Origin of the sequence: Nonomuraea sp. NPDC050227 (genome assembly GCF_044459705.1) — a bacterium.
GTDB lineage: Bacteria > Actinomycetota > Actinomycetes > Streptosporangiales > Streptosporangiaceae > Nonomuraea.
In genome coordinates, this window is record NZ_JBITJF010000014.1 from 218,369 (window position 1) to 231,278 (window position 12,910).

The following is a 12,910-nucleotide window of genomic DNA, read 5'->3' on the forward strand; positions in this document are numbered from 1 at the left end:
CCCGGTCCGTGACCCGGACCCGCGAGAGCAGGCCCGGTCGGATTCGCGACCGGGGTCCGACGCCCCCTTTTCTGGAACGCGCCAGCGAAACGAGATGAGCGACATGTACGAGATGTACGCCTGGAACCGTACCGAAGAGAACGAGAACGAGGCCGCCGAGGCCCTGCAGACCGCCCTCGACCGCAGGGACAACGGCGGCGCCCCCCAGAACTCCGCCCGGTAGCGCCGCCCTCAGGCCCGCGCCGCGGCGTGGGCCAGGGCGAGCGCGCCGAGCAGCGGCGCGTCGTCCGTGAACCGGCCGGGCCGGATCTCCGGCGGGAACGGCACGGCGCGCCGCACCTCCCCGGCCAGCCTGGGCACGATCAGCCCGGCCGCGCCCATCATGCCGCCGCCCACGACCAGCACCTCGGGGTCGAGGGTGACGCACAGGTTCGCCACGGTCATGGTCAGCACCGACAACGCCTGCGCCACCAGCTCCGCCAGCGGCCCGGAACGCGCGGCGAGCACCTCCTCCGCCGTGGTCGCGCGGCCGAGCAGCGCGCCGCCCCTGGCCGCCAGCCCGGCGCCGGAGACGAGTTCCTCCAGCGGCACCCGCCCGTCGGCGAAGGCCGCCTGCCCCGGCGTGACCTGGAGGTAGCCGATCTCGCCCGCCGCGCCGTGCGCGCCGGGCACCACCCGGCCGCCGACCACCAGGGCCGCCGCCAGGCCGGTGCCGAGGTTGAGATAGACGCCCGTGGAGACGCCGCGCAGCGCGCCCCACCGCAGCTCGGCCGCCGCCGCCGCGTTCACGTCGTTGTCGATGGCCACCGGCGTCGCGCCGAACTCCTCGCGCAGCAGCCTGGGCAGCTCCAGCCCCTCCCAGCCGGGGACGTTCGGCGCCAGGCGCACCACGCCGTCCCTGATCACCCCGCAGGTGGAGAAGCCGACCGCGGCCGGCCGCCCGTCCAGGGCGCGGGCCGCGGCGAGGGCCCGGACGAGCGTGTCCGGGCCGGTCTCCAGCCGGGTGCGGCCGGCGACCACGGGCCCGTCGGAGCCCGAGACCCCGATCGCGACCTTGGTCCCGCCGACGTCGATGCCCAGGACCCGGCTCACCGCGCGGCGCCCCTGCGGGCCAGCGAGTCGATCGCCACCGCCAGGGCCAGCACGCCGGCCGTCACCATGAACCGGACGGAGGAGTCCACGCTCAGCAGGTACATGCCGTTGGTGATCGACTGGATGACCAGCACCCCGAGCAGCGCGGCGTAGGCCCGTCCGCGTCCGCCGAACAGGGACGTGCCGCCGATGACCGCCGTGGCGATGGCCATGAGCAGGATGTCGCTGCCGCCCGACCCCTGGTTGACCGCCGACAGCCGGCTGGCGGCCAGCACGCCGCCCGCCGCCGCCAGCGTCGAGGCCAGCACGAACGCCAGGATCCTGATCCTGGTCACGTTGATGCCCGCCCGCCTGGCGGCCTCGGCGTTGCCGCCGACGGCGTACAGGTGGCGGCCGAACGCGGTGTGCCGCAGGACCAGGTCGAGCAGGACCACCAGTGCGCCGAAGAGCACCAGCAGCAGCGGCACGCCGCGGTCGGCCGACATGACCGCCACCGCCGCGCCGAGCACGACCGCCAGCCCGCCCGCCGTCACGGGGACCTGCCAGGCCGGCGCCACGGGCAGCCCGGCGGCCAGCCGTGCCCGCCTGGCCAGCGTGGCGATCGCGGCGTGACCGCCGGCCAGCCCGATCACCAGTGCCCAGGACAGCCATCCCGGCAGCCAGGTGTCGCTCAGCCCCGAGATGAACCCGTTGAACGGCAGGTTGATCGTCCCGCCCTGGCGCAGCAGGTAGAGCAGCAGCCCGAGCCAGCCCATCAGCCCGGCCAGCGTGACCACGAACGACGGCATGCGCAGCTTGGTCAGCATGAGCCCGTGCAGCAGCCCGATCGCCGCGCCGGCCGCCAGCGCGAGCAGGATGGCCAGCAGGGCGTTCCACCCCTGCTTGACGTGCGCGATCGTCATGATCGTGGCGCACAGGCCGCTGACCGAGCCGGCCGACAGGTCGATCTCGCCGAGCAGCAGCACCATGATGACGCCGAGCGCGATCGTGCCCGTGGCGGCCATCTGGAGTGCCAGGTTGGTGAGGTTCTCGGGTGACAGGAAACGTTCGTTGAGCGTGCTGAACACGATCGTGATCGCCACCAGACCGCCGACCACCGGCCAGGCGCCGGCCTCTCCCTGGCGCAGCCGTCCGGTCACCGTGATCGGCATCGCCGTCATTCGCCCGCTCCTGTGATCGCGGCCACGATCTCCTCGCGGGAGGCCTCGGCCGTACGGAACTCACCGGCGTTGCGTCCGAGACGCAGCACCACCACCCGGTCGCTCACCTCGCGCACGTCGGCGAGGTTGTGCGAGATGACCAGCACCGCGAGCCCGCGCTCGCGCAACCGCCGGATCAGCGCCAGCACCTGGGCCGTCTGCTCGACGCCGAGCGCGGCGGTCGGCTCGTCCAGGATGACCAGCCGGGGTTCGCCGAGCAGCGCCCTGGCGATGGCCACCGACTGCCGCTGGCCGCCCGACAAGGTCGACACCGGCACCCTGATGTCGCCGATGCGCACGTCGAGCTGGGCGAGCAGGTCGCGGGTCGCGCGTTCCATGCTCAGGTGGCGCAGCACCGACCAGCGGCGGCGTTCGGCGCCGAGGAACAGGTTGGCCACGACGTCGAGGTTCTCGCAGAGCGCGAGATCCTGGTAGACGGTCGAGATGCCGAGCGCCTGCGCGTCGTGCGGGGTGGCGACGCGCACCGGCGCGCCGTCCACCGTGATCTGGCCCTCGTCCGGCACGACCGCGCCGGAGATGGTCTTGACCAGCGTCGACTTGCCCGCGCCGTTGTCGCCCATGAGCGCCACGACCTCGCCGGGACGCAGCTCCAGCCCTGCCCCGTCGAGCGCCCGCACCGCTCCGTACCGTTTGGAGATCCCGGTCGCCGCGATCATCTACTCGATGCCCGCCTTCGCGCAGGCGGCCTTGACCTCGGCCGTGCAGATCTGGTCGGCCTTGTAGAACCCGTCCTTCACGATGGTGTCCTTGATCTTGTCGGCGGTGACCGCGATGGGGTCGAGGAGAAAGGCCGGGATGTCGGCCGTGCCGTTGTTCACCTTGGAGGTGGCGGCGGGCTGCTCGCCCTTGGTCAGGGCGACGGCCAGCTCGGCGGCCTTCTCCGCCTCTCTCCTGATGTCCAGGTAGATGGTCATGTACTGCTCGCCGGTGAGGATGCGCTGCACGGCGGCCAGCTCGGCGTCCTGACCGGTGATGGGCGGCAGCTCCTTGTAGCCGGCGCGCTTCATGGCCGCGATGGCGCCGCCCGCCATGCCGTCGTTGGCCGACAGCACGCCGACGATCTGGTCCCGGCCGATGGCGGTGATCGCCTGCTCCATCTGCTGCTGTGCCTTGTCGGGGCTCCAGTCGGGGGTGTCGAACTCCCTGCCGACCTTGACCCTGCCGTCCAGGACGCTCTTGGCGCCCTTCTTGTAGTCGGCCGAGCTTGGGTCGGTGGGCGAGCCGTGGATCATCACGATCTGGCCCTTGGCCGTGGTGCCCTTGGCGTTCATGGCGTCGAGCAGCGCCTGACCCTGCATCTCGCCCACCCGTACGTTGTTGAACGAGACGTAGTAGGCGTAGTCGATCCCCGAGATCAGCCGGTCGTAGGCGACCACCGGGACCTTCTTCTGCCTGGCCTGGTTGACCAGGGGCGCGACCGCGTTGGCGTCCACGGCGTCCAGGACGAGCACGTCGGCGTCCTGGGTGAGCGCGGCCTCGACCTGTTGTTGTTGTTTGGCCGCGTCCTGCTCGGCGTTGCCGTAGATCACCTTGCAGGCGGGGCACAACGCCTTGACCTTGGCCTCGAACAGCGGGCGGTCGAAGGCTTCGTACCGGGTGGTCTTGGATTCAGGCAGGAACAGAGCGATCGTCCCGCCCTGCCGCGGCCCGTCGGCCTGAGTGGCCGTCGTGCCGGTGGTGGTGCTGTTCCCGCAGGCGGCGGCCAGCAGGACCGCCGCCGCGGGGATGAGTCGCCAAGCTCGGTGCATCGCACTTCGTCCTCTCAGAAGATGCCCGCCCCCGCTTGGTAAGAAAGGTAGTTTACTATCAGGCGTGTTGGCTAGAGTGCACCTCGGAGGGAGGCCGGACATGCGACGCGACCTGGCGAATCCACGGCTGCTGCGGGTGCTCAACGAGCGCCGTCTGCTCGACCAGCTGCACGAGCACGGCCCCGCCTCGCGCGCCGACCTGGCCAAGAGCACCGGCCTGTCCAAGCCCACGGTCTCGGCCGCCCTGGCGGGGCTGGCCGAGGACGGCCTGGTCCACCTGGTGGGCGAGGTGTCCGGACGGCCCGGCCCGGTCTCCTCGCTCTACGACGTGAACGCCGCCTCGACCCACGTCGCCGGCATCGACATCGGCCGCGACTGGATCAGGGTGGCCGTGGCCGACCTGTGCGGCGCGTTCGCGGGGCGTACCGACGGCCGCAACACCGCCCGCACCTCGGCCGAGCTGGCCGAGCTGGTCGGCGAGCTGGCCGGGGCGGCGGCCCGCGAGGCCGAGGTCGAGTGGCGCTCGATCACCTGCGCGGTGGTGGGCTCACCCGGTGTGTACGACCCCGTGCGCGGCGGCCTCGACTTCGCCCCCAACCTGCCCGGCCCGCCTGACCTGGCCGACCGGTTGCACGCCGCCCTGGGCGTCGACCTCGTCATCGAGAACGACATCAACCTGGCCGCCGTCGGCGAGCACGTCCACGGGGCCGGGCGGGGCAAGGTCAACTTCGCCCTGGTGTCCATCGGCACCGGCGTCGGCATGGGCATCGTGATCAACGGCGAGCTGTACGTCGGGGCGAGGGGGGCGGCGGGCGAGGTCTCCTACATCCCGGCCGCCGAGGAACCCCCCGCCACCGCCCCTGCCGCGTACGACGGCGACCCCTTCACGCACGGGGCCACCGAGGCGGCCACCTCCGCGCCCGGTGTGGTGCGCGCCGCCCGGGCGGCGGGGCTGGAGCTGGAGACGGCGAGGGAGGTCTTCGCCGCCGCCGCCGAGGGGAACGTGGCGGCCAGGTCGGTCGTGGAGGCCGAGGGCCGGCGCATCGGCGGGTTGCTGGTGGCCGTGGCCGCCGTGCTCGATCCGGAGGTGATCGTGCTGAGCGGGGGAGTGGGGCGCAACCTCGACCTGCTGGGCGCGTCCGTGGAGCGCCGCATCGCCGAGCTCGGGCCGCTGCGCCCGCGGGTGGTGGCCAGCGCGCTGGGCGACAGCGGCGTGCTGCTGGGCGCGGTCGCCCACGCCAAGTCCCGCGCCTGGGACCTCATCTTCGACGCCCGCAAACACTGACCCCCTCGCAGGCCGGTAACTCCGCGCCCGAGGTCCCGACACCCAGCCCCGCCTGTGGGACGGGGGTTCGGGGCGATGCGGGGGAATGGGGGCGCGCTTACGATATGGGGGTGGCCGGCCTCCTTCGTTCCGTGTGGCGCGAGCCTCGTCCTCCCGGCCCGCCCGTGCGGGTGTGGCGCGACTGGGCGCTCGTCGCGGTGCTCGTGCCGGCCGCGGTGATCGAGGGAATGCTGCGGCCCGACCTCCGCTGGCCGGTGGTCTCGACGGCCGTCACCGTCGCGCTGATCCCCACGCTGCTGTGGCGCAGGACCAGGCCGCTGCTCATGGTCGCGCTCGTGTTCGGCGCCACGACCGTGGCCCCGCTGCTGACCGGCGGCGAGCCGGTGGAGACGTACACGCTGGCGTTCGTCACGATCGTGCTCTACGCGCTGTTCCGGTGGGGCTCGGGGCGCGAGGCCGTGATCGGGATGGCGGCCGGGCTGGTCGCGGTCGGCCTGTCGCTGGCGTCCGGACGCATGGCGCCCGGCGACGTCGTCCCGGCGCTCGGCGTGCTGGTCGCGACCGTCGGGCTGGGCAGCGCCTTCCGCTTCCGGGCCGGCGCGCGGCTGCGCGAGCTCGACCAGGTCAAACTACTCGAACGCGAACAGCTCGCCCGCGACCTGCACGACACCGTCGCCCACCACGTCTCGGCCATGGCCATCCGCGCCCAGGCGGGTCTGGCCACCGCCGCCTCCGAGCCGGGCGCGGCCACCGACGCGTTGCGGGTGATCGAGGCCGAGGCGTCGCGCACGCTCGCCGAGATGCGGGCCATGGTCCGGGTGCTGCGCAGGAACGAGCCGGCGGAGCTGACCCCGGGCCGTCACCTCGACGACCTGCGGCGGCTCGCCGGACGCCCGCGCGTCGGCCCGGCCGTCGAGGTGGAGATCGCGGACGGGCTCGGCGACCTGCCGCCTTCGGCCGGCGCGGCGCTCTACCGCATCGCCCAGGAGTCGATCACCAACGCCCGGCGGCACGCCCGTCACGCCACCCACATCACCGTCCGGGTCACCGCCGACGCCGCCGCCGTACGCCTGACCGTGAGCGACGACGGCGACCGCGCCGGCGGGGTCGCCGCCCCCGGCTACGGCCTGATCGGCATGATCGAACGCGCCGCCCTGCTCGGCGGCACCTGCGAGGCGGGCCCCAACCCCAACCGGGGCTGGACGGTCACCGCCGTCCTGCCGAAAGAGACCGCATGAACGCCCGGCAGGAGGCCGCGTGAGCGCGGAAGAAAGCGGCATGAACGCTCAGCAGGAGGCCGCGGGAAGAGACCCGGAGGGCACGGCGGCCATCCGGGTGCTGGTCGCCGACGACCAGGAGATCGCGCGTACCGGGCTCAGGATGATCCTCGACGCCCAGCCCGGCATCGAGGTCGTCGGCGAGGCCGGTGACGGCAGGCGGGCCGTCGAGCTGGCCCGCCGCCTGCGCCCCGACGTGTGCCTGTTCGACATCCGCATGCCCGGCCTCGACGGCATCGCGGCCACCCGCGAGCTGGCCGGGCCCGACGTCGCCGACCCCATGGCGGTGGTCGTGATCACCACGTTCGACCTCGACGAGTACGTCTACGCCGCCCTGCGCGCCGGAGCCAGGGGGTTCCTGCTCAAGGACGCCGGCCCGGCGCTGCTCGCCCAGGCGGTGACCGCGGCGGCCGGCGGCGAGGCGCTCATCGCCCCGAGCGTGACCGCGCGCCTGCTGGCCGCCTTCGCCGGAGCCGGGCGTACGGAGACGCCCGCGCAGCCGGTCGAGGCGCTCACCGGCCGCGAGGAGGAGATCCTGCGCGCCGTGGCCCGCGGCCGGACCAACAGCGAGATCGCCCGCGAGCTGCACATCTCGCTCAGCACGGTCAAGAGCCACGTCGCGAGCCTGATGACCAAGCTCGGCGTGCGCAACCGCGTCGAGATCGCCATGTGGGCCTACGAGACCGACCGCGTACGCACCTGACCTCCGAGGGTTCTGCGGACGACCCACTCGGCCACCGCCAGGTTGATCACCCAGCCCGCGCCGACGAGCAGCGCCCGGCCGAGCTCGCCGGGCGGCCCGAAGGCGGCCAGCCCGAACGCCAGGGTGAACGCCTGCGTGCCCGCGCCGAGTCCGATCGCGTACCCGCGGGTCATCCAGGCGCGATGCCGGGCCAGGTCGCGCCGCCGGATCGCGGCCAGGCCGAGCAGGAGGCAGGCGGCCATGGCCGTCCCGAACAGCAGCCGGAAGGCGGCCAGCAGCGTCCCGTCGCCGGCGGGAAGGTCGGAGAAGAGCGTCAGCCACACCCCCGACAGCGCCGCGACCAGCCCGCACGCCACCAGCACCCGCCCCGCCGCGCGGTGCCACCCCGGCCGCCCGGCCCGGAACCGGGCCTGGAACTGGAACGTGCCGAGGACGCAGAACACCAGGGAAGCCGGGATGTGCAGCAACACCGGCACGGGCATGGCGAAGAAGCGCGCGTTGTCCGCCGTCACGGGGGCGCCGGCGGCCAGTTCGGTCACCCGGATTGCGCCGGCGACCAGCGGGACGACGCTGAGCGCGAGCAGCCCGGCGGGTGCGATCCATCTCATGCCTGAGAGCGTGCCGCCCGCGCCCGTGCCCGGTCATCGCGCGGACGGCCGGTCCTGGTTCGCACCATCGGCGGGCGGGCCGTCGTACTTTCGGCCATCGAGCCGTCGCCTTTCGACCGTTGAGCGTCCGCGCAGGTCACGCCCACACTGGCGGCACATCAGCGGCACGAGGGAGAAAACGATGAAGGCGTACGTCCTGCGCTCGTTCGGCTCGCCCGACCAGCTCGTCCTGACCGACGTCGAGCGGCCCGTGCCGCGCGACGACGAGGTGCTGGTCCGGGTGCGGGCCACGTCCGTGCAGCCCTACGACTGGCACTTCATGCGGGGGGAGCCGTACCTGGCCCGGGTCATGGGCGGCGGGGTCGGGCTGCGCCGGCCGCGCATCGCCGTCCTCGGGGCCGACGTGGCGGGGGAGGTCGAGGCGGCCGGCAAGGACGTCACGCTGTTCCGTCCCGGCGACGAGGTGTACGCGATGTCGCTCGGGGGCGGCTTCGGCGAGTACGTCTGCCTGCGGCAGGGCGAGGTGGCGCCCAGACCGGCGGGCCTGTCGTTCGAGCAGGCGGCGGCGGTGCCGATGGCGGCCAACACCGCGCTGATCGCGCTGCGCGACGAGGGACGCCTCCAGCCGGGCCAGAAGGTGCTGGTCAACGGCGCGTCCGGCGGCGTGGGCACGTTCGCCGTGCAGCTCGCCAAGGCGCTGGGGGCGCACGTCACGGGCGTGTGCAGCGGGCGCAACGCGGACCTGGTCCGCTCGCTCGGCGCGGACGACGTCATCGACCACACCAAGGAGGACTTCGCGGCCTCGGGCCGGCGCTTCGACCTGCTGCTCGACGTGGCGGGCGGCCGCCGGCTGACGGACTGCCGCCGCGTCCTGACCAGGAAGGGCACGTACGTGCTGGTCGGCGGGCCGGCCGGCCGCTGGGTGCAGCCGGCCGGCCACATGTTCGCCGCGCTCGCGTCGGGGCCCTTCGTCCCGCAGCGGATCGTCAGGGCGGACGTCGTCCGCTGCGGGAGCAACAGGGCGAACCTGCTGACGCTGACCGGGCTGATCGAGCGGGGCGCGGTCACCCCGGTCATCGACAGGACCTTCCCCTTCGGCGAGCTCCCGGCGGCCGTCCGCTACCAGGAGGAGGGGCACGCCCCGGGGAAGGTCGTCGTCACAGGGTCGCGGTGAGCATGGCGGGGGCGGGGGCCTTCTGGAGCTGCTTGTAGTCGGCCCAGCGCTTGACGCCCTTGGGGTCGGGGCGTACCGCGCCGACGAAGGCCTGCCTGCGCCACTGCGACAGGCGTTCCTCCTTCACCACGTCGCCGGTGTGGGGGGAGTGGACCATGTAGCCGGGCTTGGAGATCATGCCGACGTGGCCGAGGCCGCTGAAGAACACCAGATCGCCTGGCTTGAGGTCCTTCCAGGCGATCTTCCTGGAGAAGGCGCCGTACTGCTCCGCGGCGGTTCTGGGGAGCTCGATGCCGGCGTCCTCGTAGGCCCGGAGCATGAGGCCCGAGCAGTCGTAGCCCCGTTCGCTGGCGCCGCCCCACACGTACGGGGTGCCGCGCTTGTCCATGGCGTATTCGAGGGCGACCTTCCAGGCCGGTTTCGGCGCGTGCCGTTCCTGGACCTGTTTCACCTGGGGGCCGGTGAGGGTGATGGAGGAGGTGGGGGCGGCCGGAGCGGCGGGAGCCGCGGGGGCGGCAGGCACGAGACCTGCGGCGCCCGCTGCCACCGCCACAAGGATGGCGATGCTAGACAGGGGACTGTCCTTCCACGTGGCCGACCGGGTTAGCTGACGGGCTCGGGCCTGGAAGTAGCCCTACGGCGGCTCCTCGGGGGGGAGGCGCAGCCGATTCGCCCCGGGGGGAAAGATGGGTCCCCGGCTCCACGCAGCGGCTGCGTGGATTAGGCTCGTCGGACTCTAACGAAACGGTCAAAAGGTCGCAATCCCCCCAAAACGGATTGTCCGATTGTTGAGATGATGTGTTCGTCAGCCGAGACGAGCCGGTAAGGTACCGCCCATGGAGTCGCGTAACATCCGCCTGGCCGTCATCCCCGGGGATGGCATCGGCGCCGAGGTCGTAGCCGAAGGGCTCAAGGTCCTGGAGGCCGTGGGCACGAAGATCGAGCCCACCCACTACGACCTGGGCGCAGCCCGCTACCACCGCACGGGCGAGACCCTGCCCGACGCGGTGCTCGAAGAGCTGCGCGGCTACGACGCGATCCTGCTCGGCGCCGTGGGCGACCCCAGCGTGCCGCCCGGCATCCTGGAGCGCGACCTGCTGCTCAAGCTCAGGTTCGAGTTCGACCACTACGTCAACCTGCGTCCGGTCAAGCTGTTCCCCGGCGTCGAGACCGCGTTGGCCGGCGCCACCGCCGAGCACATCGACATGGTCGTCGTCCGCGAGGGCACCGAGGGCCTCTACGCGGGCACCGGCGGCGTCATGCGCCGCGGCACGCCGCACGAGATCGCCACCCAGGAGTCGCTGAACACCGCCCACGGCGTCGAGCGCGTCGTGCGGTACGCCTTCCAGAAGGCTCAGTCGCGGCCCCGCAAGAAGCTCACGCTCGTCCACAAGACGAACGTGCTCACCTTCGCCGGCGACCTCTGGCAGCGCACGGTCAACCGCGTGGCCGCGGAGTTCCCCGACGTCACCACCGACTACAGCCACATCGACGCGGCCTCGATGTTCTTCGTCACCCAGCCCGAGCGCTTCGACGTGATCGTCACCGACAACCTGTTCGGCGACATCATCACCGACCTCGGCGCCGCCATCGCCGGCGGCATCGGCCTGGCGGCCAGCGGCAACATCAACCCCGAGCGCACCTCGCCGAGCATGTTCGAGCCGGTGCACGGCAGCGCGCCCGACATCGCCGGTCAGGGCAAGGCCGACCCGACCGCCACCATCCTGTCCGTGGGCATGCTCCTCGACCACCTCGGCCTGCACGCCGAGGCCGCCAAGGTCGAGCAGGCCGTGGCCGCCGACATCGCCGAGCGGGTGACCGGCCGCGCCGGCCGCACGACCAGCGAGATCGGCGACGACATCGCCGCGCGAGTAGCCGGCTAGGACCGCCTAGCCCCGCACGCGCCTGGCGGTCCGAACACGGACTGCCAGGCGCTTTTTCGCGTTCGCCGGTTCTAACCACCCCAACTGCCTCTTGCCATCCCAAATCGCGAGACACTAGGAAGTACGAATACTGCTCGCGGGCAGTAGCTAACAGAATCAGCTTTCGAAGTCGCAGATTCGTAGAGAGAAGGACCTCCGTCATGACCATCGCTCAGAAGCTCAGCTTCGACGTGCAGCATTCCGACCACGCTCGCACCGCGGCCGAGCGGGAGCAGGTACTGGCGAACCCCGGGTTCGGGCAGGTCTTCACCGACCACATGATCTCGATCGACTACACCGACGGCGAGGGCTGGCACGACGCCCGGCTCATGCCGTACGGGCCGCTCTCGCTCGACCCCGCGACCTCGGTCTTCCACTATGCGCAGGAGCTGTTCGAGGGCCTGAAGGCGTACCGGCAGATCTCCGGTTCGATCGCGACCTTCCGGCCGTACGCGAACGCCGCCCGCTTCAACCGCTCGGCCGAGCGCATGGCCATGCCCGAACTGCCGGAGGAGGCGTTCGTGGAGTCGCTGGAGCTGCTGGTCTCGGCCGACAAGGAGTGGGTGCCGACCACCGAGGGCCACAGCCTCTACCTGCGCCCGTTCATGTTCGCCACGCAGGCCGGGCTCGGCGTCAACTACCCGTCGAAGACCTACAAGTACATGGTGATCGCCTCGCCGGCGGCCTCGTACTTCAGCGGCGGCATCAAGCCCGTCTCGGTCTGGCTGTCCACCGAGTACACGCGCGCCGCGCCCGGCGGCACCGGCTTCGCCAAGTGCGGCGGCAACTACGCCGCCGCCTTCGTCGCCCAGCGCCAGGCCGTCGACAACGGCTGCGACCAGGTCGTCTGGCTCGACGCCCACAAGCACGAGTACGTCGAGGAGATGGGCGGGATGAACCTGTTCTTCGTCTTCGGCAACAAGCTCGTCACCCCGGCGCTCACCGGCACCCTGCTGCCCGGCATCACCCGGGAGTCGATCCTGGAGATGGCCGGCGACCTCGGCCTGGAGACCGAGGAGCGGCTGGTCTCGGTGGACGAGTGGGAGTCCGCCTGCGCCTCCGGCGAGCTGACCGAGGTGTTCGCGTGCGGCACCGCCGCCGTGGTCACGCCGGTGGGCTCGGTCAGGGGCGACGACCGCTCCTGGACCATCGCCGACGGCACCCCCGGCCCGGTGACGATGCGGGTGCGCGAGGAGCTCGTCGGCATCCAGTACGGCGCCCGTCCCGACACCCGCAACTGGATCCACAAGATCGGCTAGAGCCGCGCGGACGGCCGGCGTCTCAGGCGCCGGCCTCCGTCAGGGCCGCGGTGTCGACGTGGAGGTTCCACGGGTCGGGCAGGAACACCGGCTCGCCCAGGGAGACGACGTTCTCGCTGCGGTAGCGCCGCCCGCCAGGCCCGCCGAACAGCGTCACCAGCCGCTGGAACGGGTCGATCACCAGGTAGAGCGGCACCCCGCCGCGCGCGTAACCGCCCGTCTTGACGAAGTGCACGTCGTACGTCGTGGCCACCGAGACGACGTCCACGAGCAGGATCGTCGAGGCGCCGTGGACGGCGTGCTCCTCGTGCAGCCGCGGCCGGCGCGGGACCACGGCCAGGTCGGGCACGTAGAGATCGTGGCCGGGGCCCAGGTAGACGGTGATGTTCGGCCAGATCTCCCAGCCCCGGACCGCCGCCGCGGCGGCGAGCTGGAACAACGTCCGGGACAGGATCGTGTTGTGCTGCCAGGTGCCCGGCTCGTTCACCACGATCCGGCCCTGGACCGTCTCGATGCGGAACTCGGGGAACAGCTCGCGCACGGTGCGGTAGCGCTCTTCCAGGGGCCTGACCATGCCGCCGTCCTCATGCTTTCCCGGGGGTTTCCAAAGGATCACTCAGAG

Annotated in this window: 14 protein-coding genes and 1 riboswitch; of the genes, 7 read left to right on the forward strand and 7 right to left on the reverse strand. The window is 72.3% G+C overall.

Features of this window, described 5'->3' with window-relative positions; all coding sequences use genetic code 11:
* The first annotated feature begins 94 nt into the window (after window positions 1-94).
* Window positions 95-223 (forward strand): hypothetical protein, encoded by a 129-nt coding sequence (locus ACIBK9_RS42390; protein WP_352318996.1) that lies wholly within the window; start codon window positions 95-97, stop codon window positions 221-223.
* 8 nt (window positions 224-231) lie between these two features.
* Here the strand turns inward: ACIBK9_RS42390 and ACIBK9_RS42395 are convergent, their stop codons facing one another.
* Genes ACIBK9_RS42395 through ACIBK9_RS42410 form a run of 4 tightly spaced genes read right to left on the reverse strand, consistent with a single transcriptional unit; the run spans window position 232 to window position 4,060 of the window.
* Window positions 232-1,092: an ROK family protein gene (locus tag ACIBK9_RS42395; protein WP_358288625.1), complete on the reverse strand. Its 861-nt coding sequence runs from the start codon at window positions 1,090-1,092 to the stop codon at window positions 232-234.
* Window positions 1,089-2,252, reverse strand: a complete 1,164-nt coding sequence (locus ACIBK9_RS42400) for a sugar ABC transporter permease (protein ID WP_358288623.1) — start codon at window positions 2,250-2,252, stop codon at window positions 1,089-1,091. The genes ACIBK9_RS42395 and ACIBK9_RS42400 overlap by 4 nt, the downstream gene beginning before the upstream one ends.
* Window positions 2,249-2,968 (reverse strand): ATP-binding cassette domain-containing protein, encoded by a 720-nt coding sequence (locus ACIBK9_RS42405; RefSeq protein ID WP_352352201.1) that lies wholly within the window; start codon window positions 2,966-2,968, stop codon window positions 2,249-2,251. The genes ACIBK9_RS42400 and ACIBK9_RS42405 overlap by 4 nt, the downstream gene beginning before the upstream one ends.
* Entirely contained in the window at window positions 2,969-4,060 is a 1,092-nt protein-coding gene (locus ACIBK9_RS42410; protein ID WP_358288620.1) for a sugar ABC transporter substrate-binding protein, read from the reverse strand. It lies immediately after the preceding gene.
* A gap of 100 nt (window positions 4,061-4,160) precedes the next feature.
* Here ACIBK9_RS42410 and ACIBK9_RS42415 point away from each other — a divergent pair, with 100 nt between their 5' ends.
* From ACIBK9_RS42415 to ACIBK9_RS42425, 3 genes are all read left to right on the forward strand, one after another.
* Entirely contained in the window at window positions 4,161-5,345 is a 1,185-nt protein-coding gene (locus ACIBK9_RS42415; RefSeq protein WP_397164570.1) for an ROK family protein, read from the forward strand.
* A gap of 110 nt (window positions 5,346-5,455) precedes the next feature.
* The gene (locus ACIBK9_RS42420) at window positions 5,456-6,583 is read left to right on the forward strand and encodes a sensor histidine kinase (RefSeq protein ID WP_397164572.1); all 1,128 of its coding nucleotides are present in this window, start codon (window positions 5,456-5,458) and stop codon (window positions 6,581-6,583) included.
* Window positions 6,584-6,623: 40 nt separating this feature from the next.
* A complete protein-coding gene (locus tag ACIBK9_RS42425) occupies window positions 6,624-7,325 on the forward strand; it encodes a response regulator (RefSeq protein WP_397164716.1) in 702 nt (233 codons plus the stop codon).
* On the opposite strand, the gene ACIBK9_RS42430 is transcribed toward ACIBK9_RS42425, so the two are convergent.
* Window positions 7,298-7,933, reverse strand: a complete 636-nt coding sequence (locus ACIBK9_RS42430) for a DUF2306 domain-containing protein (RefSeq protein WP_397164574.1) — start codon at window positions 7,931-7,933, stop codon at window positions 7,298-7,300. The genes ACIBK9_RS42425 and ACIBK9_RS42430 overlap by 28 nt on opposite strands.
* Before the next feature lie 181 nt (window positions 7,934-8,114).
* On the opposite strand from ACIBK9_RS42430, the gene ACIBK9_RS42435 reads away from it, so the two are divergent.
* Window positions 8,115-9,107, forward strand: coding sequence for an NAD(P)-dependent alcohol dehydrogenase (locus tag ACIBK9_RS42435; RefSeq protein ID WP_397164576.1), 993 nt, complete (start codon window positions 8,115-8,117; stop codon window positions 9,105-9,107).
* Here the strand turns inward: ACIBK9_RS42435 and ACIBK9_RS42440 are convergent.
* Window positions 9,091-9,654 (reverse strand): C40 family peptidase, encoded by a 564-nt coding sequence (locus tag ACIBK9_RS42440; RefSeq protein WP_397164578.1) that lies wholly within the window; start codon window positions 9,652-9,654, stop codon window positions 9,091-9,093. The genes ACIBK9_RS42435 and ACIBK9_RS42440 overlap by 17 nt on opposite strands.
* A gap of 30 nt (window positions 9,655-9,684) precedes the next feature.
* A riboswitch (cyclic di-AMP (ydaO/yuaA leader) is annotated at window positions 9,685-9,844 on the reverse strand.
* A gap of 99 nt (window positions 9,845-9,943) precedes the next feature.
* On the opposite strand from ACIBK9_RS42440, the gene ACIBK9_RS42445 reads away from it, so the two are divergent.
* Window positions 9,944-10,990 carry a 3-isopropylmalate dehydrogenase gene (locus tag ACIBK9_RS42445; protein ID WP_352319018.1) on the forward strand — a complete coding sequence of 349 codons (1,047 nt, stop codon included), beginning with the start codon at window positions 9,944-9,946 and terminating at the stop codon, window positions 10,988-10,990.
* A 200-nt stretch (window positions 10,991-11,190) separates the two neighbouring features.
* On the forward strand, window positions 11,191-12,288 hold the full coding sequence (locus tag ACIBK9_RS42450) for a branched-chain amino acid aminotransferase (protein WP_397164580.1): 1,098 nt from the start codon (window positions 11,191-11,193) through the stop codon (window positions 12,286-12,288).
* 22 nt (window positions 12,289-12,310) lie between these two features.
* On the opposite strand, the gene ACIBK9_RS42455 is transcribed toward ACIBK9_RS42450, so the two are convergent.
* Window positions 12,311-12,862, reverse strand: a complete 552-nt coding sequence (locus ACIBK9_RS42455; RefSeq protein WP_358288597.1) for a Uma2 family endonuclease — start codon at window positions 12,860-12,862, stop codon at window positions 12,311-12,313.
* Window positions 12,863-12,910: the final 48 nt, after the last annotated feature.

What these genes read in the sequence shown, in the direction of transcription:
- ACIBK9_RS42435 (WP_397164576.1), top strand. Translation starts at nt 8,115, where the DNA reads ATGAAGGCGTACGTCCTGCGCTCGTTCGGCTCGCCCGACCAGCTCGTC.
- ACIBK9_RS42445 (WP_352319018.1), top strand. Translation starts at nt 9,944, where the DNA reads ATGGAGTCGCGTAACATCCGCCTGGCCGTCATCCCCGGGGATGGCATC.
- ACIBK9_RS42455 (WP_358288597.1), bottom strand. Translation starts at nt 12,862, where the DNA reads ATGGTCAGGCCCCTGGAAGAGCGCTACCGCACCGTGCGCGAGCTGTTC.
- ACIBK9_RS42410 (WP_358288620.1), bottom strand. Translation starts at nt 4,060, where the DNA reads ATGCACCGAGCTTGGCGACTCATCCCCGCGGCGGCGGTCCTGCTGGCC.
- ACIBK9_RS42415 (WP_397164570.1), top strand. Translation starts at nt 4,161, where the DNA reads ATGCGACGCGACCTGGCGAATCCACGGCTGCTGCGGGTGCTCAACGAG.
- ACIBK9_RS42430 (WP_397164574.1), bottom strand. Translation starts at nt 7,933, where the DNA reads ATGAGATGGATCGCACCCGCCGGGCTGCTCGCGCTCAGCGTCGTCCCG.
- ACIBK9_RS42425 (WP_397164716.1), top strand. Translation starts at nt 6,624, where the DNA reads ATGAACGCTCAGCAGGAGGCCGCGGGAAGAGACCCGGAGGGCACGGCG.
- ACIBK9_RS42405 (WP_352352201.1), bottom strand. Translation starts at nt 2,968, where the DNA reads ATGATCGCGGCGACCGGGATCTCCAAACGGTACGGAGCGGTGCGGGCG.
- ACIBK9_RS42390 (WP_352318996.1), top strand. Translation starts at nt 95, where the DNA reads ATGAGCGACATGTACGAGATGTACGCCTGGAACCGTACCGAAGAGAAC.
- ACIBK9_RS42450 (WP_397164580.1), top strand. Translation starts at nt 11,191, where the DNA reads ATGACCATCGCTCAGAAGCTCAGCTTCGACGTGCAGCATTCCGACCAC.
- ACIBK9_RS42400 (WP_358288623.1), bottom strand. Translation starts at nt 2,252, where the DNA reads ATGACGGCGATGCCGATCACGGTGACCGGACGGCTGCGCCAGGGAGAG.